22 protein-coding genes are annotated in these 21,145 nt (G+C 66.7%); 16 read left to right on the forward strand and 6 right to left on the reverse strand.

Translation table 11 applies throughout. The features are described 5' to 3' along the window. Positions 1–32: 32 nt before the first annotated feature. The 7 genes from E4P24_RS15035 to E4P24_RS15065 all read left to right on the forward strand — a co-directional run bounded on the left by E4P24_RS15035 (position 33) and on the right by E4P24_RS15065 (position 6,392). Positions 33–1,076 carry a methyl-accepting chemotaxis protein gene (locus tag E4P24_RS15035; protein ID WP_004064774.1) on the forward strand — a complete coding sequence of 348 codons (1,044 nt, stop codon included), beginning with the start codon at positions 33–35 and terminating at the stop codon, positions 1,074–1,076. Continuing rightward, positions 1,077–1,514, forward strand: coding sequence for a chemotaxis protein CheW (locus E4P24_RS15040; RefSeq protein ID WP_115803796.1), 438 nt, complete (start codon positions 1,077–1,079; stop codon positions 1,512–1,514). A 48-nt stretch (positions 1,515–1,562) separates the two neighbouring features. Beyond that, positions 1,563–2,876 (forward strand): MFS transporter, encoded by a 1,314-nt coding sequence (locus E4P24_RS15045; RefSeq protein WP_188148707.1) that lies wholly within the window; start codon positions 1,563–1,565, stop codon positions 2,874–2,876. 148 nt (positions 2,877–3,024) lie between these two features. Further along, positions 3,025–3,666: an NADPH-dependent F420 reductase gene (locus tag E4P24_RS15050; protein WP_013035211.1), complete on the forward strand. Its 642-nt coding sequence runs from the start codon at positions 3,025–3,027 to the stop codon at positions 3,664–3,666. 176 nt (positions 3,667–3,842) lie between these two features. After that, positions 3,843–4,157, forward strand: a complete 315-nt coding sequence (locus tag E4P24_RS15055; protein WP_004040960.1) for a HalOD1 output domain-containing protein — start codon at positions 3,843–3,845, stop codon at positions 4,155–4,157. Between the two features lie 181 nt (positions 4,158–4,338). Next, the gene (gene glmM, locus E4P24_RS15060) at positions 4,339–5,664 is read left to right on the forward strand and encodes a phosphoglucosamine mutase (protein ID WP_049922091.1); all 1,326 of its coding nucleotides are present in this window, start codon (positions 4,339–4,341) and stop codon (positions 5,662–5,664) included. 116 nt (positions 5,665–5,780) lie between these two features. After that, the gene (locus tag E4P24_RS15065; protein ID WP_115862050.1) at positions 5,781–6,392 is read left to right on the forward strand and encodes a nitrous oxide reductase accessory protein NosL; all 612 of its coding nucleotides are present in this window, start codon (positions 5,781–5,783) and stop codon (positions 6,390–6,392) included. Between the two features lie 53 nt (positions 6,393–6,445). Here E4P24_RS15065 and E4P24_RS15070 read toward each other — a convergent pair whose 3' ends face one another. Together E4P24_RS15070 and E4P24_RS15075 are read right to left on the reverse strand one after the other, a co-directional pair. After that, a complete protein-coding gene (locus E4P24_RS15070) occupies positions 6,446–6,865 on the reverse strand; it encodes a hypothetical protein (protein WP_004064785.1) in 420 nt (139 codons plus the stop codon). 622 nt (positions 6,866–7,487) lie between these two features. Next, entirely contained in the window at positions 7,488–7,766 is a 279-nt protein-coding gene (locus E4P24_RS15075) for a PadR family transcriptional regulator (RefSeq protein ID WP_004040955.1), read from the reverse strand. Between the two features lie 347 nt (positions 7,767–8,113). On the opposite strand from E4P24_RS15075, the gene E4P24_RS15080 reads away from it, so the two are divergent. From E4P24_RS15080 to E4P24_RS15100, 5 genes are all read left to right on the forward strand, one after another. Beyond that, a complete protein-coding gene (locus E4P24_RS15080) occupies positions 8,114–8,647 on the forward strand; it encodes a hypothetical protein (protein WP_049896204.1) in 534 nt (177 codons plus the stop codon). Positions 8,648–9,118: 471 nt separating this feature from the next. Then, positions 9,119–9,769 carry a hypothetical protein gene (locus E4P24_RS15085; RefSeq protein ID WP_115803792.1) on the forward strand — a complete coding sequence of 217 codons (651 nt, stop codon included), beginning with the start codon at positions 9,119–9,121 and terminating at the stop codon, positions 9,767–9,769. A gap of 473 nt (positions 9,770–10,242) precedes the next feature. Continuing rightward, complete coding sequence (locus tag E4P24_RS15090; RefSeq protein WP_115862054.1) at positions 10,243–11,412, forward strand: sugar phosphate nucleotidyltransferase; 1,170 nt, start codon at positions 10,243–10,245, stop codon at positions 11,410–11,412. Further along, positions 11,412–13,229, forward strand: a complete 1,818-nt coding sequence (gene glmS, locus E4P24_RS15095; protein WP_115803790.1) for a glutamine--fructose-6-phosphate transaminase (isomerizing) — start codon at positions 11,412–11,414, stop codon at positions 13,227–13,229. The genes E4P24_RS15090 and glmS overlap by 1 nt, the downstream gene beginning before the upstream one ends. Positions 13,230–13,437: 208 nt before the next feature. Continuing rightward, on the forward strand, positions 13,438–13,998 hold the full coding sequence (locus E4P24_RS15100) for a helix-turn-helix domain-containing protein (protein ID WP_004064794.1): 561 nt from the start codon (positions 13,438–13,440) through the stop codon (positions 13,996–13,998). Positions 13,999–14,042: 44 nt separating this feature from the next. On the opposite strand, the gene E4P24_RS15105 is transcribed toward E4P24_RS15100, so the two are convergent. Beyond that, a complete protein-coding gene (locus E4P24_RS15105) occupies positions 14,043–14,276 on the reverse strand; it encodes a hypothetical protein (protein WP_004040949.1) in 234 nt (77 codons plus the stop codon). A gap of 157 nt (positions 14,277–14,433) precedes the next feature. Between E4P24_RS15105 and E4P24_RS15110 the strand changes: the two genes are divergently transcribed. The 3 genes from E4P24_RS15110 to E4P24_RS15120 all read left to right on the forward strand — a co-directional run bounded on the left by E4P24_RS15110 (position 14,434) and on the right by E4P24_RS15120 (position 16,181). Next, positions 14,434–15,195 carry a DICT sensory domain-containing protein gene (locus E4P24_RS15110; RefSeq protein WP_006601002.1) on the forward strand — a complete coding sequence of 254 codons (762 nt, stop codon included), beginning with the start codon at positions 14,434–14,436 and terminating at the stop codon, positions 15,193–15,195. 99 nt (positions 15,196–15,294) lie between these two features. Further along, complete coding sequence (locus E4P24_RS15115; RefSeq protein WP_004040947.1) at positions 15,295–15,651, forward strand: hypothetical protein; 357 nt, start codon at positions 15,295–15,297, stop codon at positions 15,649–15,651. Between the two features lie 161 nt (positions 15,652–15,812). After that, positions 15,813–16,181, forward strand: coding sequence for a helix-turn-helix domain-containing protein (locus E4P24_RS15120; RefSeq protein WP_004040946.1), 369 nt, complete (start codon positions 15,813–15,815; stop codon positions 16,179–16,181). 18 nt (positions 16,182–16,199) lie between these two features. Here the strand turns inward: E4P24_RS15120 and E4P24_RS15125 are convergent, their stop codons facing one another. The 3 genes from E4P24_RS15125 to glmU all read right to left on the reverse strand — a co-directional run bounded on the left by E4P24_RS15125 (position 16,200) and on the right by glmU (position 19,581). Beyond that, positions 16,200–16,643 carry an Rrf2 family transcriptional regulator gene (locus E4P24_RS15125; RefSeq protein ID WP_004040945.1) on the reverse strand — a complete coding sequence of 148 codons (444 nt, stop codon included), beginning with the start codon at positions 16,641–16,643 and terminating at the stop codon, positions 16,200–16,202. Positions 16,644–16,857: 214 nt separating this feature from the next. Beyond that, entirely contained in the window at positions 16,858–18,243 is a 1,386-nt protein-coding gene (locus E4P24_RS15130; protein ID WP_115803788.1) for a response regulator, read from the reverse strand. Positions 18,244–18,345: 102 nt separating this feature from the next. Continuing rightward, a complete protein-coding gene (gene glmU / locus E4P24_RS15135; RefSeq protein ID WP_188148708.1) occupies positions 18,346–19,581 on the reverse strand; it encodes a bifunctional sugar-1-phosphate nucleotidylyltransferase/acetyltransferase in 1,236 nt (411 codons plus the stop codon). Positions 19,582–19,998: 417 nt separating this feature from the next. Between glmU and E4P24_RS15140 the strand changes: the two genes are divergently transcribed. Then, a complete protein-coding gene (locus tag E4P24_RS15140; protein ID WP_115803786.1) occupies positions 19,999–21,087 on the forward strand; it encodes a guanosine monophosphate reductase in 1,089 nt (362 codons plus the stop codon). The last annotated feature ends 58 nt before the right edge of the window (positions 21,088–21,145 follow it).

The raw sequence follows: 21,145 nt of genomic DNA on the forward strand, positions 1-21,145 counted from the left end.
ATACTTATCACTTTACTCTCACACTCGTTCGTATGGAACTCGAGCGAAACGACCGGGAGCCGGCCGCCGGAGACGGGCCCGCCTCCCGACAGCACGACGCGTATTCCGGCCCCGGTGCCGCCGGCGCGGCGACAGACGAGGTCCTCGACGACGTGGACGACGTTGACGACGCGACCGACGAAATCGGCACGGCCGTCGCCGAACTCTCCCGCGCCTCCGAGAGCGTGGCCGTCAGCGCACAGGAGATAAGCGACCTCGCGGGCGACCAGTCGACCAACATGCAGGAGGTCGCCGGCGAGGTGTCGAACCTGAGCGCCAGCGTCGAGCAAATCGCCTCCAGCGCCGACCAGACGAAGGCGATGAGCGACCAGGCGCGCGACCTCGCCGCCGAGGGCCGAAGTTCCGCCGACAACGCCGCGGACGCGATGGAGACCGTCGACGACGTGACCACCGACGTGTACGACGAAATCACCGCCCTCCGCGCGAAAGTCGACCAGATAGACAACGTCGTGGAAGTCATCAACGACATCGCCGACCAGACGAACCTGCTCGCGCTCAACGCCTCCATCGAGGCCGCTCGCGCCGGCGAGGCGGGAGCCGGCTTCGCCGTCGTCGCCGACGAGGTCAAGAGCCTCGCCGAGCAGTCCCGCGACAGCGTCTCCGAAATCGAGGCGGTCGTCGGTGACATCCAAGAGACGACCGAGACGACCGTCGACAACATTGAAGAGGCCAACGAGGAAGTCAACGACGGCATCTCTGAGGTCGACGCGGCCGTCTCCGCGCTCCGGAACATCGACGCCGCGGTCGGCGAGGCGGCCGCCGGCGCGGAGGAGGTCGCCCGCGCGACCGACCAGCAGGCCGCGAGCACCGAGGAGGTGGCGAGCCTCGTCGACGAGACCGCCCGGGGCGCGGAGGAGGTCGCCAACGAAATCGACCAGGTCGCCGCGGCCACAGAAGAGCAGACGGCGAACATCTCGGAGGTCGCGCTCCTCGTCGACCACATCGACGACGAGGTGGACGACCTCGAAGACGAACTCGACGCGGCCGACGACGGGCGCTTCGCCCGGGGTGCGTAGATGTCGCTCACCGACGCGCCCGACGGCGCGCTCGCGGAGCCGACGCAGGTCCTCGAATTCGAACTCGGTGAAGAACGGTACTGCGTCGTCCTCGACGCCGTCACCGAAATCATCGACCGCACATCGGCGCGCTCGCTGCCGGACTCGCCGCCGCACGTCGTCGGCGCGATGGACTACCGGGGCGCGACGACGATGCTCGTCGATACGGCCTCGCTCCTCGGCGTGGGTTCGAACCCCGACGCCTCCCGCGTCGTCGTCTTCGACGCCGCCGACGAGGACGCGACCGCCTTCGGCTGGCTGGTCGACGAGGTCGACCGCGTGACGGAAATCGACCCCGAGGCCGTCGACGACGCGCCGTTCGGTGACGAACTCACCCGCGGCGTCGTCAGGACCGACGACGGCCTCGTCGTCTGGGTCGACCCGCCGGGCGACGACTGAGCCGACCGCACCGTACTTTCTTGAACGCTCCCGCGAACCACTCGGACGATGAATACGCGTCGGGACGCCGCCGTCGATAGCTTCGATTCCTTTCGGCAGTTCATCGGGCTCGAACGCGACGTGCTCGTCCTCTCGGTGGCGATGTTCGCGTTCAGTCTCTCGTTTCAGATGACCGGGCGGTACGTCCCCGAGTACCTCCGAGTGCTCGGAGCCGGCGCGACCGTCGTCGGTCTCTACGGGAGCGTCGGCAACCTCATCGGGGCGCTGTACCCGTATCCGGGGGGCGCGCTCTCCGACCGACTCGGGTCTCGCCTCTCGCTCACGCTGTTCGGCACACTCTCGTCGGCCGGCTTTCTCTTCTGGTTCGTCGCCCCGCAGGTCCCCGAGGTGACGCTCGCGGGCGTCTCGCTCGAACCGTGGCTCTGGATTTTCGTCGGCCTGTTTCTCACGCAGGCGTGGAAGTCGTTCGGCCTCGGCGCGACGTTCGCCATCGTCAAACAGAGCGTCCCGCCGGAGCGGCTGGCGATGGGGTTCGCCAGCACCGAGATTTTCCGCCGCATCGGCTTCCTCCTCGGGCCGCTCATCGCGGCCGCGCTGCTGGCGGCGACGGCGACGTTCGTCGAGGGTTTTCGGTACGTTCTCATCGTCGCCGCGGCGTTCGGCATCGTCGCCACCGTCGCCCAGCACCTCCTCTACGACGCGGGCGAGGACTCGCTGGGCAGGTCGTTCGAGGGGCTCGCACAGCTCCGCGACGACCTCCGGTCGCTCCCCGAGACGCTCCGGCCGCTCCTCGTCGCGGACACGCTCATCCGGTTCGCCAACGGGATGGTGTACGTCTTCTTCGTCATCGTCGTCACGGAGTTCCTCGAAGTCGGCTTCACCGGCTTCGGCGTCTCGCTCCGCCCGGACGCCTTCTTCGGCGTCCTCCTCGGCGTGGAGATGGTGGTCGCGCTCCTGACGAAGCTCCCCGTCTCGAAGCTCGCCGAGCGGACCGGGCTCAAGCCGGTCGTCGCCCTCGGATTTTCGGTGTACGCGATGTTCCCGGTCCTCCTCATCTTCGCGCCGGCGGACCAGTGGGTCGTCGTCGCCCTCTTTGCGTTCTCCGGGCTCCGGTTCGCCGGCCTCCCCGCGCACAAGGCGCTCATCGTCGGCCCGGCGGAGCGAAACGCCGGCGGGCGAGTGACGGGCGCGTACTACCTCGTGCGGAACACCATCGTCATCCCGAGCGCGGCGCTCGGCGGCTGGCTCTACGCGCGCGACCCGACCCTCGCGTTCTCGGTCGCGTCGCTCGTCGGCGCGGTCGGCGTGGTCTACTTCGCCCTCCGCGGCAAGGAGTTCGCGGCGTACGCGGGCGGGGCCTGACGCTCAGCCACCGGGAGCGCCCCGCGATAGAGACGGTCTGAGCCGCCGATACGGCATTTTAACGGCAGTATAACCAGTTCGGCTGGTGACCGGTCGCTCCGCCCCCGACCACACAAAGATTGAACTTCGTTAACATACATCTTTGTTCATGGATATAGGAATCCTCGGTGCTGGTCGACTCGGTGGGACGTTGGCCCAGCTTTTGGTGGAGTCGAACCACGAGGTGGCGATAGCCAACGACAGCGGAGTCGAGTCGCTCGAAGACCTCTCGGAGACGCTCGGCCCGCAACTGCGCCCGGTGGAACCGAAGCAAGCCGTTCGGTTCGGTGACGTGGTCTTTCTCGCGATTCCGTTCCGCGAGCGCGACTCGCTGCCCGACGCGGCCCGGTTCGCGGAGAAAATCGTGGTCGACGCGATGAACCCCTACACGGAGAACTTCCACGTCATCGACCTCGGCGACGACACCTCCTCGGAGCTCGTCGCGTCTCAACTCCCGGACGCGAGGCTGGTCAAGTCGTTCAACACCATCCACTGGGAGACGCTCCGAGACCTCGGCCACCCGGACCTCCCCGAATCCGAGCGCCTCGCGGTCTTCCTCGCCGGTGACGACTCGGACGCCAAAGCGCGCGTCGCCGGCCTCATCCGTGACATCGGATTCGGCCCCGTCGACGTCGGCGGTCTCGTCTCCGGCGGCGAACTGCTGGAGCCCGGCTCGGCGCTCTACAAGCGCGAAATCACGGTCGAAGAGGCGCAAGACACCGTCCAAACGCTTCGTGCCCGACAGGGCTGACCGTCGTCACTGCAAAACTATCATGGTTTTTGATTGTGTATGTTCGGCACCAGATTCCCCGCGTCGAGTACCACTCCTGTATCCGTTCGATTCCGTGACAGTCACGAATTACAACTGTTCACAAATAGCATGGATTTAAGGGTCACCGTCGCACACAGACGCCTGTTAAGGCACCCATGATGGCACAGACGAACGACTGGAAGGACTCGCGCGTGACGTACGACGAGTCGACCGGCTCATACCGGGTCGACCGCGATTCTTCCGAACTCCTCAGCACGAACGTTGTATTGAGTATTGCGGCAATCGAGGGCGTCCGCCCCACGCAGCTTCCGCCGCTCGCACGGACTATCGACCCCGACGCCCTCGAAACGGTGTTCGGCTGTTCCGAAGACGCGATTCTCTCGTTTTCTTACGCGGGCTACCGCGTGACGCTCGACGCGCTCGGTTCTATCGAAGTGGTCCCCATCGGCGACTCCCAGCCCCTCCAGTGAGGCGACTCGCCGCCTAACCGCCGACCACTCACCGCTCACTCGCCCCGACGAGTGGCGACGCGGCCCCGATTCGGTGCGCCGACCCCGCGACTCGTCCGCGTTCGCGGTAGGTGCCGCCTGACCGACCGGTCGTGACAGTAGGCGAAACATACCAAAACGTCCTGTCACCGTCTCCCACGGTATGTTCGGAACGAGTGGAATCAGAGGTCCGGTTGGCCGAACCGTGACCGCCGAACTCGCCCTTCGAATCGGCCGCGCGGTCGGCTGCGACGCCTGCACCGTCGTCGTCGGCCAGGACGCTCGGCTCAGCGGCGATGTCCTCGCTGACGCCGTGAGCGCCGGGGTCCGCGAGTGCGGCGCGAACGTGGTCCGACTCGGCGTCGCCTCGACTCCGACGGTCGCCCGCGCGGTCGGCTGGGCCGGCGCGGACGCCGGCATCGGAATCACCGCGTCCCACAACCCCGCCGCCGACAACGGCCTGAAGCTCTGGACGCCCAGCGGCCGCGCCTTCGACAAGGCCCAGACGCGCGATATCGTCCATCGACTCAACCGCGACGAGGTGTCGCTCGCCGCGTGGGACGAACACGGCGAAGAGCGCGCGTGGCCCGACGCCGCGACCCGCCACGTGAGCCACCTCGTCTCGTCGTTCGACGACCTCGACGACGTGTCCGTCGCGTTCGACCTCGGCAACGGCACGGGCCGCGTCTCGGTCGACGCGCTCTACGAACTCGGCGCGACGGTCAACACCATCGACGCCCAGCAGGACGGTCGGTTCCCCGCCCGAAAGAGCGAGCCGAACGCCGAGACGCTCACGGCGCTCCGCCGAACCGTCCCCGCGCTCGGCGCGGATGTTGGCCTCGCTCACGACGGCGACGCCGACCGACTCGTCGCGGTCGACGAGACCGGCGCGTACGTCCCCGGCGACGCGTTGCTCGCGCTGTTCGCGCGCGACGCCGTTTCCCCGGGCGACGCCGTCGCCGTCCCCGTCGATACGAGCCTCCTCGTGCAGGACGTGGTCGAGGCCGCCGGCGGGCGCGTCACCTACACCCCGGTCGGTGACGTCCACGTCGCCGAGGCGGTCGCCGAACCCGGCTACGTCTTCGGCGGCGAGCCCTCCGGCGCGTGGATTTGGCCCGACGAGACGCTCGCCCCCGACGGCCACTACGCGGCGCTCACACTCGCTGACCTCGTGGCCCGGGGCGCGCCGCTGTCCGAACAGGTCGCCGACCTCGGCGGCGCGGGGTACGCCACCCGTCGCGCGAGCCTCTCGTTCGACGACAAACACCAGGCGATGGACCGCATCGCTCGCGACATCCACGCGACCTACGACGAGGTCGACACCATCGACGGCATCCGCGTCGACACCGACGACGGCTGGTTCCTCGTCCGCGCCAGCGGGACCGAACCGCTGGTCCGCATCACGGCGGAGGCCCGCGACGAGGACGACGCCGACCGCCTGTTCGAGGACGTTCGCTCGCTCGTCGAGGGCGCGCGCATCGTCGCCTGAAGCCCTCGATTTTGTGACCCGTCCGCCTCCTCGCCCGAGGGTAGTTCAGTTCGCGCACGCGAGCGACCGTTCTCACGGTTTATGTACCGTGACGCCCGACCTCCGCGCAAGCGACGATGCATCACGACTCTCCGCCGCGCGACGGTTCGACGGGTTCGCTCACGCGCCGCGCCGCGACGAAAGCCGTCTCTCTCGGCGCGCTCGCGGCCCTCGCGGGCTGTCTCGGCGGCGGTTCGAACGCGGGGCCGACGCCCGAACCGGTCGACCTCTCGGGCGGGAAGGAAGACGACCAAGGCGGGATGGTCATCGGCCTCCACGCCGGCCCGAACGGACAGATTTTCTACCGCGACAATGCGCCCGAGGGCCACGACAACCCGGCGTGGTTCCACACCCTCAGCATGGGGCTGTTCCCGTACTACTTCGAACACCGGGAGCGGGGTTGGGAGGCGACGGCGGTGTACGTCACGGACTACTCGACGGTCGACTACGAACTCTCGACCGAGGGCGGCGACACGTTCATCTCGACGCCCACCGGCGCGGATACGTTCGGTGACGCCACCGAGATGACCTACGCCGTCGAAAGCGAGGTGCTCGGAGGAATGGGTAAAGACCTGATTCCCTTTTCGTCGGAGTCCGACGCCGACGGGTTCGTCGCCGAACACGGCGGGAAGACCGTGGTGTTCGACGACGTGACGCCCGAGTGGCTCCGCGGCTACATGCGGTCGTAGCGCCTCGCGCCGCCGCTGTCGTCGGGTGAAAACAACGAGCAGCTCGGCGGCGCTCAGAAGGAGTTGTCGGGGACGCGGACGCCGTCGACGTAGACCGACACCGCGTCGGTCGACCGGAAGTCGGTGATGTCGCCCGCGAACTGGTAGCGCCGCGAGTCGTCGCTGACGGTCCCCTCGGCGGCGGGCCCGACCGTTCCGGTCGTGCTGAGCGCGCCGTTCGACTGGAGCGGTGAGATGGACCCGCTGACCGTCACTTCGAACGACGAGACGGAGCCGGTGCCGGCGACGACGAGCGTGTGCCCGTCGCCGTCGGCCGACTCGCCTGTCTGTTCCGTCGCCGAGCCGAGCCCAGAGAAGCCCGCGAGCGCGCCGGCGGCCGAGACCGACCCGCACAGCGCGAGGTATTTGCGTCTACCGACGTCGTCGTCAGTCGTCGTCTCTGGGTCCTGCCCGGTGGACCGTTCTCTTACCATGTCTCAGGGGTTGCGGATTACACCCATAAATGTTGCGATAATTACATTAGTAGGAATACATGAATGTCTATCGATGATATTATTGGCGGTGTTACTGTTCGATTTGACGACAAGTCCTGTCGATTCGTTCGAGGGACGAAAACGCTTGACTGCGCTCTTTTATTCTCGAATTAATCCGTTTCTTATGGCTGCATTAATCCCGGATTCGGGACGCCGATTCGACTATCCGAGTTCTGATATTTTTGGCGCTCCCTGAGTGTACTAACTTCTGATACGAACACTCGGCGCGGTGCGCCGCAGTCCGCTGCCCGCGGATATCACGCCGCGCCACGCCTCGTTCTCCGCTCAGACTCCGGCCGGGTCGGCCGGGGCGGCTCGGCGTCGAGCGTCGTCGGATGCGGTCGCGCTCGGTGTGGGTTCGGTGCGGTCGGACGGAGTCAGCGCTCGGTGCGGTCGCTCGGGTCGAACCGGCGGCGAAAGGAGGAGGGGGCCAAACGAGACCGCGGGGACCGATGCGGCCACCAGCGACGAGTCGTTCTCGTCTTCGGTTTCTTCCGGGGCGAGCGTCCCACTCGCGCCCGCGGGCGTTCGAACGGACGGTTCTTCTGTCTACGAGCGTGCGCTATCCGAGGAACCCGACGCGTCGGTTTTCCCAGTCTCGGCGTTGGACGATGGACTCGCGTCCTTTCTCGGACATCTCGTAGAAGTTCGTCCGACGGTCGTGTTGTCCCTTGTTGACGTACCCCTGTTCGACGAGGGCGTCGAGGTTCGGGTAGAGCCGACCGTGATTCACCTCCCCGACGTCCTTGCTGATCATCTCTTTAATCTCCTGCCCGGACGGGCGCTCTGCGCCGGCGATCACGTACAGCAGGTCGCGCTGGAAGCCAGTCAGTTCGAACATGTAGTCTCGAATCTAAGTATCGCCGCCATCGGGTATTGTTAGCCACCTCTATACTGGACAATTGGGTTCCTTACCGCCGTTGTCGCGAGTTTGCTCCCGTTTCGGCGCGAGGTTTTTTCTCTGAATCCGCGAGGTGTGTACTCGTCTCTGAGACCGCAATTACTCCCTCTCGCTGACGGTCTGCGCCCCGATAACAATCGCGTGAAGATGAGCTTAATACGCGGGAGGGACCGACTCGGTGCCTCCCGGAAACGTCACGATAACAAAGGTTGGGTGTGGTGTAGTACGACCCAACCGGGTCGGGTCCCCCTTTCGCACCGCGTGCGGGACCACCCCCGCACACGACGATGACAACACTATCAAAAGACGAGCTATTCCGCATCCTCAGCAACTCCCGGCGGAGGCAGATTCTCTACTTCCTCCATCGGGGGGGCGAGGCGATTTCGCTGAAGGAACTCGCAGCGATGGTCGCTGCTCGAGAGAACGGAACGGCGGTCGAAGACGTGACCGACGAAGAGCGACAGCGCGTGTATATCTCGCTGTACCAGACGCATCTCCCGAAACTCGAGAGCGCCGGTCTGGTCGATTACGACGAGGAGGAGCGCTCTGTCGAACTCGTTCCGAACGTCGCCAAGCGGGGGTTCTTCTGGATGCAGCCCGGCGCGAGCGAGTCGTGGAGTCGGTACTACGCGCTGCTCGGCGCACTCAGCTGGGCGCTCATTCTCGGTCTGTGGGCGGGGCTCCCCGGATTCGCGCTCGTCTCGTGGAGCGCCGTCGCGGTGTTCGTCTCCGCGGCGCTCCTCGTGTTGGTGCTCGCGCAGTATCTCTCGGAACGGAACGGGGGAACTTCGGCCGACGCCTTCGAGGCGCTCGTGGAATAACCGCCGAATAAACCTGTCTTGTCGCGGCTCCCGAGAGGGCCGTCGCCAACCGCACACGTATTCTCAGTCGATGCTACTGCCGAACCGTCGTGCTCGTGTGACTAACTGACAGTACGAATTTATTTCCTCATCTAGAAACGACGCTCGCCAGCCAAAAACGGGATACGCGGTCGTCTTCTGGTCGGATTCTATTACTGTTGGATGTATTGAAAGTCTGAGTTGGTATAGATTGTTACAACCACTTTACTTGCAGATTTTGAGACCCTAACAGTCGGAGAAATCAGAGTGTGGGATTGTCAGACAAGTATATATCCTCGTTTAACCTATTAGTTCACTGACCCTCTGTATCTGGGGCGCGCTTGGTGGGGCGCATCCAAAGGTTGTGGTCTGTGCTAACGTCTCGCGGTCACCCCTCTCGACCGACCACGACACACGGTAGCACCCGACTACACAGTGGGGGAGGAAGGAACAATGGTTACCGATTCACTGCAAGCCGACACCGACGTTGTTGACCAGACGGCGAACGAACGACTCGCGGAGACGACTGGTGGGTCTCACGCGGCCGCAGCACAGCAGCAACAACCCGAAATCGAAGCGCTCTCGAAGGACATCGTCTTCGAGATTCTGAAGAACCAGCGCCGGCGCGACGCGCTCCGGTTCCTCAAGGAGAACGACGGCGAAGCGAAGCTCGGCGACATGGCCGAGTTCATCGCCGCGAAGGAAAACGGCATCGAGATAAAGGCGCTGTCGTCGAGCCAACGCAAGCGCGTGTACATCGGTCTGTACCAGTGCCACCTGCCGAAGATGGACTCGGCGGGCATCGTCGACTTCGAGAAGAACCGCGGTGACATCACGCTTCTCGACACCGCGAAACAGCTCGACCAGTATCTCGACGGCGACATCGTCAGCACCGACGCCGACGACGAGCAGTCGGCGTCGCTCGCCGCGTCGCCCAAGCGGAACCTCGTTATCGCCGCCGGCGTGGCCGCGACCGTCTCCGGCGGACTGCTCGGCGTCCCCGGACTCGAACAGGTCCCGGCCGCCGGCTGGGCCGTGTTGAGCACCGCGACGCTCATGGCCGTCACCGCGATGGAGTCGTACAAGGACCGCCTCGACCTCTGAGTGGGTCAGTCCTCATCGCGTCCGCGACGATACCGATTTCGAACGACTGCACCCGGATTTTACTTCGCTCCGCTTTCGAACAGCCGCGGCGCTCGGCCCGCCTCTTTCCGTTTCCCTCCCCGCTGTCTGCTCTCCTTTTTCCTCCTCCCGCCGAATCAGCTCTCCCCGGCTCCCCCACCGCTGTCAGCTCTCACCCCGCGGGTGTGATTCGCAGTCCATACCACCGACGCGGCGGCTTCGTCGCGCCGCGACACTGTCGGTGGGACACCATCCGATTAGGCGCGTCCGAACCGTCCGCCCTGCCGATTTCGGACTGTGGCCTCCGCTTGCAACAGTCTCACACGCGACCCTAACGCGAGACCGGTTCGGGGAACTCGCTGTATAACAATCCCCGTCGCGGTCCCTGTTGCTTTCATGACTCGCACACCGTCACGGTCACGTTCTGAACGCCCGTCGCTCGCGGGAGGTCACGCATGAACGGCCGTCTCACCGAGGCGGTCGTCCTCGCGGCCGGCGAGGGGCGGCGGCTCCGTCCGCTCACCACCTTCCAGCCGAAGCCGATGCTCCCGGTCGCAAACCGGCCGGTCGTCGAGTACGTCCTCGACGCGCTGTTCGAGTCGGGCATCGAGCGCGTCGTCGTCGTCGTCGGCCACCGCGCCGACCGCATCCAGTCGCACCTCTCTGCGACGTACCCCGACGCGGACATCGAGTTCGTCCACCAGGACACCCGGCTCGGAAGCGGGCATGCGCTCCTCCTCGCCGAGGAGCTCGTCACCGGCCCGTTCGTCGTCTGCAACGGCGACAACGTCGTCGACGCCGACATCGTCTTGAAGGCGCTCGAACGCTTCTCGACGACCGACTCGGTGGCGACCATCGCGGTCGCCGAGTCCGACACGCCCGAGGAGTACGGCGTCGTCGTCGAGGACAACGGTCGCATCGCCGACATCGACGAACACGCCGTCGACAGCGAGGGCTATCTCGTCAACGCGGGCGTCTACGTCTTCGACGACGCCGTCTTCGAGGCGCTCCGGCGCACCCCGCCGCACGACGGCGAGACGCGGCTTCCCGACGTGATTCACTACCTCGACGGGCACGTCACGTCCGTCCTCGTCAACGGCGGCTGGCTCGACCCCTCTCACCCGTGGGGGCTCCTCTCCGTGACCGAGACGCTCCTCGCGCGCAGACACGACGACGCGGTCGCCGCGTCGGCGCGGGTCCACGAGCGCGCGCTCCTCGGCGACCACGTCGTCGTCGGCGACGACTGCGACGTGGGGCCGGGCGCGGTCGTCAGCGGTGGCTCGTGCCTCCAGAACAACGTCTCCGTCGGCGCGAACAGCGTCATCGAGCGCTCCATTCTTTCGACCGACGCGCGGGTCGGCGCGGGCGTCGTCCTCCGCGACTCCGTCGTCGGCCCCGGCGCGACCGTCGGCGACGGCGTCGTCTCGCCCGGCGGCCGCGCCGATGTCATCCTCGAAGGCCGGCTCTACACCGACCGCCGCCTCGGGAGCATCATCGGTGACCGCGCCGAGGTCGGCGCGAACGTGACGCTCACGCCCGGGAGTCGCGTCGGTGCTGAGGCCGTCGTCGGCCCCGGCACGGTCTTACACGGCGACGTTCGCGAGCGCGTGGAGGTGACCCACTGATGTGCGGCATCACCGCCTGCATCGGCGCGGACGACTCCGTGGACTCGCTCGTCGACGGCCTCCAGCGACTGGAGTACCGCGGCTACGACTCGGCCGGTATCGCCGTCAAAAACGGCTCGGGCATCTCGCTGACGAAGCGCGTCGGCGAGGTCTCCGAACTCGTCGCGGCCGTCGAGCAGAACCCCATCGCCGGCGACTACGGCATCGGTCACACCCGCTGGGCGACCCACGGCGGCGTCACCGACGGCAACGCCCACCCGCACACCGACGAGTCGGGCCGCATCGCCGTCGTCCACAACGGCATCATCTCGAACTTCCAATCGCTCCGGAGCGACCTCGAAGCCCGCGGCCACGTCTTCAGCAGCGAGACCGACACCGAGGTCGTCCCGCACCTCATCGAGGAGAACCTCCGCGACGGCGCGACTCCCGAGGAGGCGTTCCGCGCCGCGGTCGGCAGTCTCTCGGGAAGCTACGCCCTCGCGGCCATCATCGGCGACGAGGAGGCCATCTTCGCCACTCGCTCGGGGTCGCCGCTCGTCCTCGGCGTCGGCGACGGCGAGTACTACCTCGCCAGCGACGTGCCCGCGTTCATCCAGCACACGGCGCGCGTCATCTACCTCCACGACGGCGACTTCGTCGTCACTCGCTCGGGCGGCTACGAAATCACGGACTCGGCCGGCCGCGCGGTCGACCGCCCCGTCGAACACGTCGAGTGGGACCCCGAGACGGCGACGAAGGGCGGCTACGAGCACTACATGTACAAGGAGATTCACGAACAACCCGGCGCGCTCCGGCGGACCACCCAGAGCCGGCTGAACACCCACGCCGGCGGCGTCGAACTAGAGGAGTTCCCGCCGGAGTCGTTCGCCGACGTGTCGCAGGTCCACCTCCTCGCGATGGGGACCTCGCACCACGCCGGAATGTACGCGGCGTCGCTGCTCAACTCCCGGGGCATCCCCGCCTACGCGTTCATGGCCGGCGAGTACTCGGTCATCAAGCCGCCGGTGACGACAGACACGCTCGTCGTCGCGGTCAGCCAGTCGGGGGAGACCGCAGACACCCTCGACGCCGTGCGCCGCGCCCGCGCGGCCGGCGCGCGGACCCTCGCGGTCACGAACGTCGTCGGCTCGTCGATAACCCGCGAGTGCGACGACGAACTGCTCATCCGCGCCGGCCCGGAAATCGGCGTCGCGGCTACCAAGACGTTCTCGTCGCAGGTGACGGCGCTGACGCTCCTCACCGAGCGCATCGTCGAAGACGTGACCGGCGCGAAGTCGCCCGAAGCGCGCGACCTGATGGAGGCGCTGTCGCGGCTCCCGGGCGACGTACAGGAGGTCCTCGATACCTCGATGGCCCGCGAAATCGCCATCGAGTACGAGGGCAGCGACGCGTACTTCTTCATCGGCCGCGGGGTCGCCCACCCCGTCGCCCTCGAAGGCGCGCTGAAGTTCAAGGAGATATCCTACGAGCACGCCGAGGGGTTCGCCGCCTCCGAACTCAAACACGGCCCGCTGGCGCTCGTCACGCCGCTGTCGCCGGTGTTCGCTATCTTCACGGGCCACGAGGACGAGGCGACGCTGAGCAACGTCAAGGAGGTCCAAGCTCGCGGCGCGCCCGTCATCGCCATCACGAGCGACCGCTCGGGCGAAGTGACCGAGTTCGCGGACCACGTACTCAGAATCCCGGACACGCATCCCGACATCGCCGGCGTCCTCGCCAACGTCCAGCTCCAGCTCGTCGCGTACCACGCCGCTGACCTGCTCGAACGACCCATCGACAAGCCGCGCAACCTCGCCAAGTGCGTCACCGTCGAGTGAGCCGTGAGCGAGCGGTGAGCAGGTGGTGCGGTCGTGGCGGGTCTCACCGCCGCGTTCCGACGTTTCGCACCCATTAATTCGCCGCAGTCGTTCGGTTTCGGTCCCCGACCGCTGTTTTCAGAGATTCGAGACTGTTCGTGGATAAGCGAAGCTTATCTCGATTGTAGGCACCGATTACATATTACCCGCCCGCGTCAGGTAACATGCGATGACCCGACGCGACCTCGTGGACGACGTTCTGTCGGCTTCTGACGAGCCTCCCGGCCCACTGACCGACGAGAGCGACGCCGCGGCGGCGGCCGACGAGACCGATATCACTCCGGAGTCGTCCGACGACGACCTCCTCGACGCGCTCGGAGACGACGTTTCCCGGAGCGTGCTGTTGGCGTGCAACCGCGCGCCGATGACCGCCGAGGAGCTGGCCGAGAGCTGCGAGGTCTCCGAATCGACAATCTACCGCCGGCTGGAGACGCTTTCGAGCCTCGGCTTGGTCGAACGGACTCAGCGAGTCGACGCGCCGAGCAAGACGTGTTACGAGACGGCCGTCGACGGCCTCTCGATTCACCTCGGTGACGGTCTCCGCGTCGAGGCGGGGTCGAGCAACTACGTCGTCGACGCGATGCGCACGCTTCTGGCCGCCATCGACGTCCAGCAGCTCGCGTACGACCGCGAGCAAAACAGCGTTGACGTTCGGTTTCGACTGGCTCCGACCCTGCTCGACTCGCTGGTCGAACTGTACGTCAGAGACACGAATTCGCGCGAGAAGTAGTCCGCCGGCCGCCGAGTCCGCGTCGCTCGCCGCGACGAGCGACCCTATCGCCGCCACGACCCGTCGACCTCGCCGAGGACGAGCGCGAGCGCGTCCCTCGCGCGGCCGACCGCGATGAGTTGGCGGGCGGCCGCCGCGGTGACCGGACCGATGGACTGCGAGGCTTCGAGTCCGGCGACGATGTCGGGGACCTCGGCGGCGAACCACGGGCCGTCGCCCGTCCCGCGTTCGTCGTCGACTTCCGCGGGGGTCCGAGAACGGGGCGCGTCGGAAATCATACTGAACGTACACGCTTGTGGGGCATAGTTAGGACGCTGTTCTCTCCCGGTAACGACTTCCTTCCGGGCGAGTCGACCGGTTTCGCGTCCCGACTCGCCGGTCTCGCATACCATATTATTGCAAAGAATGATAACCCGTTGTAGCGTTCTCCCGGTAATGTCTCTCAGCGAACTCATCTCCGGCGTCGCCGCCTCGGAACGAACGCTGACGGTGTTCAATCCGACGCCAGGCGTCGTCGGGCGACTCGCCGAGCATTTCGCGGATCGAAACGTCTCGGTGGTGTCTGCGAGTTCCGACGAGGGTCCGTCGAACTACGCGGTGCTGGGTACCGGCGACGAGTTCCACACGGCCGTCTCGGTCGACGACCTCCTCGCGCACCCCGAGGACGTCGAACCGGGGTTCGAACGCGACTCGTACGCGCCGATTCTCGACCACCTCGACGAGACGCTGTTTACCTCCTACGACCGGCAGCAGATGCTCAACGCCACCCGCGAAATCGAGGACCGCGCGTGGCGCGTCGGCGCGGGCGAACTCCACTCGGGCTTCCAGTCGGGCGGGAACCTCCGCCCGCAACTCGAAACCTACCGCCGCCTCGGCGGCCGCGACGACCTCTCGGTCCACGCGTACATCTACCCGAACGGCGAGGTCCCGCAGGCCGACCAGTTCCAACTCCATCTCGCGCGCTCCGACGAAATTCGGCGCTCCTGGTTCGTCGCCTACGACGGCAACGGCGTCGGTGACTACAAATGCGCGCTCGTCGCCGAGGAGACCGAACCGGGGTTCGGCTTCACCGGCTTCTGGACGTACGACCCCTCGACGGTCGACTACATCGTCAACCACCTCGTCTCGTCGTACTCGATTATCGAATCCGATGGCTCTGGCGACGACGCGGACGACGGCTGCCAGCTGACCGCTTGACTGAGTTCTCGTCGGTAGCCGAGTGCTCCACGGAACCTCGAAAATCAATTCGGAGAACTGGATGCGAATACTTAGGAGCGCCCGCTCGGAATCGGGCGTATGGTTGACGGAATTCTCCTCGACGCCTCGCACCTGAAAGGCAAAGTCAAGGGCGGTCGCGCCGGGGCCGAAATCGCCGGGATGAGCTACGTCGGCTACGAACTCGCGGTCACGGAGCGGAGCATCCACGTCTACGGCGACCACTGTAACGCCGACATCCAAGACGAGGAGTACCGCTACCTCGTCATCCCGCTCGATTCGGTCCGGGGAATCGAGTTGAAGGACCTGTCGGACCGGGGCCGCTGCGTACAGATTCACGGGCCGGACGACGGCGTGACGCTCTACTCGGAGAATCAATCGAGCCTCTCGAAGAACCTCAAGCGCGTGTTTCTCCTCCTCTCGCGGCTGCTCGCCTGAGCGACCCGGTCGGCTGGTCGGCAGCCAGCCGGTCGTCGGTCGGTGATGGGTCAGTCGGAAGCCAGCCGGCCGGTCTGTCGGTCCGGAGCCGAATCAGGTAACGTTTCGAAAGCAGGTGTACTAACCGAACTGCTAAAGAGGGTCGAAGTCGATGTGGGGATATGGCCACGGATATGACCCTCGACGACGCCCCCTGCCCCATCATCGACTCGCTGAAACAAATCGGGTCGCAGTGGCGTCTCATCGTCCTCCACGACCTCCAAGACGGTGAAAAGCGGTTCAACGAGCTGAAGCGTTCGACCGGCGCGAGCTCGCGGACGCTCTCTCGCGTCCTCGACGACTTGCAGGAACACGGCTTCGTCGACCGCCGGATGGAAGAGGATGCGCCGGTGGCGACGTACTACTCGCTGACCGACAAGGGCGTCTCGCTGTGCCCGGTGTTCGACGAGATACAGGAGTGGGCCACCGAGTGGCTCGACGCCGAGCGCGAGGAGTCGGCCGAGGGTGAGACGGTGCAGTCGACGGCCTGAACCGCGCTCCACGCCGCGCTACGCTTCGAGCGGGTCGCCGTCCGCCGTCTCGACGATTTCCGCGTGGACGTCCGCGACGGTGACCGAGTCGAGTTCGTCGAGCATCGCCTGAATCGCCGGTTCGAGCAGTTCCCCGAGCACCGGCTGGATGTGTTCGCCGACGGTGCACTCGTCGTTCGGTTCGTTCGTGTGGAAACAGAACGGCTCGGCGTCCTCCACCGCCTCGTAGATGTCGCGAAGCGTGATGGCGTCCGGCTCGTGGGCCAGCGTGAAGCCGCCGGTCGGGCCGCGCTTGGAATCGACGAGGTCCGCCTCCCGAAGCGAACACAGGAGCTGCCGGATGACCACCGGATTCGTGTTGACGCTCCACGCGAGACGGTCGGAAGACAGCCGCTCGTCGCTCCGCACCGCCAAGTTAGTCAGCACGTGCGTCGCGACGACGAATCGGCTGCTGTTCGACATACACGTTCTTTGGAGCTACGGGCATTTTAGATTTCACGGTGCTGCGCCGATTTCGCCGGATTCGTCGCGGAATCGACGTTTTTCAACCCTCATCTCGACTCGGGGACCCGATATTCGACTTCGACGACGAGAACTGACCGAATGGAGGCTTCGAATCGTCGAAGCGGAGACTCGTGGTGGTGCCGTCGGCCGGTCGCTCGGCGCGACGGCCGATTCAGCCCTCGTCTCGTCCCGGTCGCGTCTCGTCTGTGCCGTCCTCGTCGGCGCTCGTCGGGAGCGCGTCGACGTCGGTCGCTCGCATGAGCGCGATGACCACGTTGTCAGCGACCTCAGCGGCGAACCGCCGCTCGTCGCTCCGCCACCGTCGCGGCTCGCCGACGTGTTCGTGACAGACGACGCCGACGACTTCGCCGCCCGACCTGACCGTCGCGTCGAGCAGCGACGCGATGCCCTTCTGTTCGAGGTAGCCGCCCCGAAGCTCTGCGGTCGCGGGGTCGGTCCGAACGTCGTCGACGCCGAGCGACCGATTCGTCTCCAGCGCCGCGAAGTACGACGGGTAGTTCGAGGCTGTCAGCGTCGTCCCGGCGTTGTGCTCGCCCGACGACCGGTCGTACTGGTCGACACAGCGGAGCGTCTCGGCGTCGTCGAACAGCCAGACGCTCGCGCGCTCGACGTCCAACACCGTCGCCATCGTCTCGGTGATTCGCGGCAGCGCGTCCTCGAACGAGCCCGCGATGACCGTCTCGTCGGTCGCGAGGTCGATGAGCGCCCGCTGTTGGCGCTCCCGTCGCTCCCGCTCGCGGTAGGCCTCGGTCACGTCGCGGAACACGGCGACGACGCCCTCGACCGACCCGTCGTCGGTCCTGATGGGCGACATGCTGTCTTCGATGTAGCGCTCGTCGCCGTCGCTCGTCACGAGTTTCGTCCCCGCGGCGAGTTCGACCGCCCCGTCCGCGTCGGCGACGCGTCGCACCGGGTCGATGCGCTCGCCGGTCGCGCCGTCGACGAGGTGGAGCACGTCCGAAAGCTGCTCGCCGACGGCGGCCTCGGCGTCGTAGCCGGTTATCTCCTCGGCGGTCCGGTTCAGTTGGACGACCGTCCCGTCGGCGTCGGTGGCGACGACGCCCTCGGCGATGGAGTCGAGGGTGACGCGGAGATACGCCTCGCGCTCGCGGAGTCGCCGTTCCGCGCGCCGGTGTTCCGTGATGCGGACGAGCGTCTGCCGGAGGACGCCGTACTGCGCCGTCGGGTCGCCGCCCTTCTGGAGGTAGCTGTCCGCCCCGAGGTTCAGCGCCTCGATGGCGACCTCCTCGCGGCTCCGTCCGGTGAAGATGACGAAGGGAATGCCGGAGTCGCGCCCGTCGCGGAGCTCCGACAGCAGTTCGAGCCCAGACATCTCGGGCATCTGATAGTCGGAGACGACCGCGTCGAACGATTCCGATTCGAGGAGTCGCAGCGCCCGCCGCGGCGAGTCGGTCGTCTCGACCTCGATACCGTCGTCCGACGATTCGAGAAACCGCTTCGTCAGCGCCAACAGCCCCTCGTCGTCATCGACGTAGAGCACGCGTATCGCCGACGACTCCCCCTCGATTACGTCCATGCGCTGTGGCTGTTGTTCGACGGTCTGTCTGATAACTGTTTGGCAGATTAACTGTTATACGATTGTCAAGACGTATCCGACGCGTGTTCGTTCACGCCTCGCTCACTCGTCTCTTCCGTCCGTCTCGTCCGCAGCCTCTCGCTCGTCGATGCGGTCGTAGAGGACGGACTCGCCGGGTTTGACCGTGCCGCCGGTCGGGATTCTGACGCCCGCGTTCAGCGAGGCGTTGATGCCGGTTTTCACCTCGTCGCCGAGGACGACGCCGTACTTCCGGCGACCCGAGGAGACGAGTTCGCCCTTGAGCATCTGCCGGACGGCTTCGCCGTCGTGGCGGAGGTTCGCCACCTTCGTCCCCGCGCCGAAGTTCACGTCGCGGCCGAGGAGGCTGTCACCGACGTACGAGAGGTGGCCGACCGTCGCACCCTCCATCAGAACGCTGTTTTTCACCTCGACCGCGTGGCCGACCTTGGCGCGCTCGCCGACGAGCGTGCGCCCGCGGACGTAGGCGTTCGGCCCGACCGTGGCCCCGCTGCGGACGAGGACGGGTCCCTCGATGACCACGCCCGAGCGGACCGTCGCGCCTGCCTCGACGACGACCGGCCCGTCGAGTTCGGCGCGCTCGGACACGTCGCCGTCGATTCGCGGGTCGAGTTCGTCGAGTTTCCACTCGTTGGCTTCGAGGAGTTCCCACGGCCGCCCCACGTCGAGCCAGCGGTCGAAGGCGACGCCGCGCACGTCGTAGGCCTCGCAGGTCGCCGCGAGCACGTCGGTCAGTTCGAGTTCGCCCCGGTCGCTCTCGGCCACGTCGAGCCAGTCGTGGGCCTCGGCGGGGAAGACGTACGCGCCGGCGTTGACGAGGTCCGACGGCGGGTCGGCGGGCTTCTCGACGACGCCGGTGACGAAGCCCTCGTCGTCGGTGTCGAGGACGCCGTAGGAACTCGGGTCGTCGACGCGGAACGACCCGACCGCGGGCGTCCCCTCGTACAGCGTCGACAGCGACGGCACGTCGTACAGCGCGTCGCCGTTGAGCACGACGAACGCCTCGTCGGGGTCGAGATGGGGGGCCGCGGCGCGGACCGCGTCGGCCGTCCCGCGCTGTTCCGACTGGACGGCGAACTCGACGGGGACGCCCCCGCGCTCGTCACCGAAGTAGTCGCGCACGTCAGCGGCCTCGTAGCCGACGACGAGCGTGATGTCCGTCGCGCCGGCCGCGACGGCGGCGTCGGCGGTGTGCGCGACCAGCGGCCGGTCGGCCACGGGGAGCATGGGCTTGGGTCGGCGGTCCGTGAGCGGACGCATCCGGGTGCCGCGGCCGGCGGCGAGAATGACTGTCTGCATACCCTCCTAAGGGACTGCGCGGAAGAAATGTCTTCGGTCGGAGATGTACTGAGGCGGGGACCAATCGCGACGTTGTGGGTTGCCTCTGATCCACCTACCGATACCGACTCGAGGTGGCACGGCCGGTACGGCAACTATCCGTCAATATCAGCCTACCAAAACGCTTGCGAACTCCGCGCCGGATTCGAGTCCGGTAGCTCGCTCTCGCGCGGTGCGGTCGCTCGCGGACGGTTCGAACCACACGGCCCGCGAACGGCGACTGTGTTGGGGTTACGATGGGTCGGAGATTCGCACGAGCGCGGCGCCGTGTGTTAGTGAACGGACGAACGCCAGCGTGTAATAGTTTCGTTCCGCGGCGACGCGAACCGCGTTCGTCGGCGTTATGACCCTCGCACCCCTCGGCTGTGGAGGGTTACGATGGAGATTCGCACAGGACTCTCTTACGGAGACGTATTGCTGGTTCCGCAGCGCTCCCCGGTCGACAGCCGGAGCGACGTGGACCTCTCGACCAACGTGACGCCCGACTTGCGCCTCGACACGCCGCTCGTTAGCGCGGCCATGGACACCGTCACCGAAGCTGAACTCGCGGGGACGCTCTCGGGCCTCGGCGGCCTCGGCGTCGTCCACCGCTTCCTCGACGTGGACGAGCAGGCCGAACAGGTCCGCCGCGTCGCCGAGGCGGGCGGGACCGTCGCGGGCGCGGTCGGCATCAACGAGGACTACCTCGACCGGACCGAGGCGCTCCTCGACGCCGGCGCGGACGCGATTGTGATGGATATCGCCCACGGCCACATGGAGCGGTGTCTCGACGCCGTCGAACGGATTCGCGACGAGTTCGACCCCGAAATCGTCGCGGGCAACGTCGTCACGCCGGCGGCGGTCGAGGACCTCTGGGAGGCCGGCGCGGGCTGCGTGAAAGTCGGGGTCGGACCGGGGTCGCACTGCACGACCCGCGAGGTCGCGGGCGCGGGCTACCCGCAGCTCACGGCCGTCTCGGAGTGCGCCGAGCGGGCGCACGACCTCGGTATCCACGTCATGGCAGACGGGGGGATTCGGACCTCCGGCGACGCCGCGAAGGCGCTCATGGCCGGCGCGGACACCGTCATGATGGGCAGTTTCTTCGCCGGGACCGACGAGGCACCGGGCCGGGTCGTCGAGGTCGACGGCGAGACGTACAAGCGCTCCCGCGGGATGGCCTCCACGGAGGCCGCAGACGACCGCGAGGACAAACAGAGCGACGTGGACGCCGGCGAGGGCGTCGAGGCGCTCACGCCCTACAAGGGACCGGTCGAACCGCTCGTCGAGGAGTTCCTCGGCGGGATTCGCTCCGGCGTGAGCTACTGCGGCGGTCACACGCTCGCGGACGCTCGCGAGAAGGCCTCCTTCGTCCGCGTCGCGGCGAGCGCGAAGGAGCGCGAGGGCGCACACGGCGTCGTCTTCGCCGAGGGTCCCGTCGAGGTCGACGAGGAGGCCGAACGCGAGTTGCAGGCCCCGATGGCCGACTGACTCCGGCGTCGTCGCGGCCGACCCGCGACGCGATACGACGCGATAGAGCGAGGGTGAA

This window comes from Haloferax sp. AS1 (assembly GCF_014530665.1).
GTDB lineage: Archaea > Halobacteriota > Halobacteria > Halobacteriales > Haloferacaceae > Haloferax > Haloferax volcanii.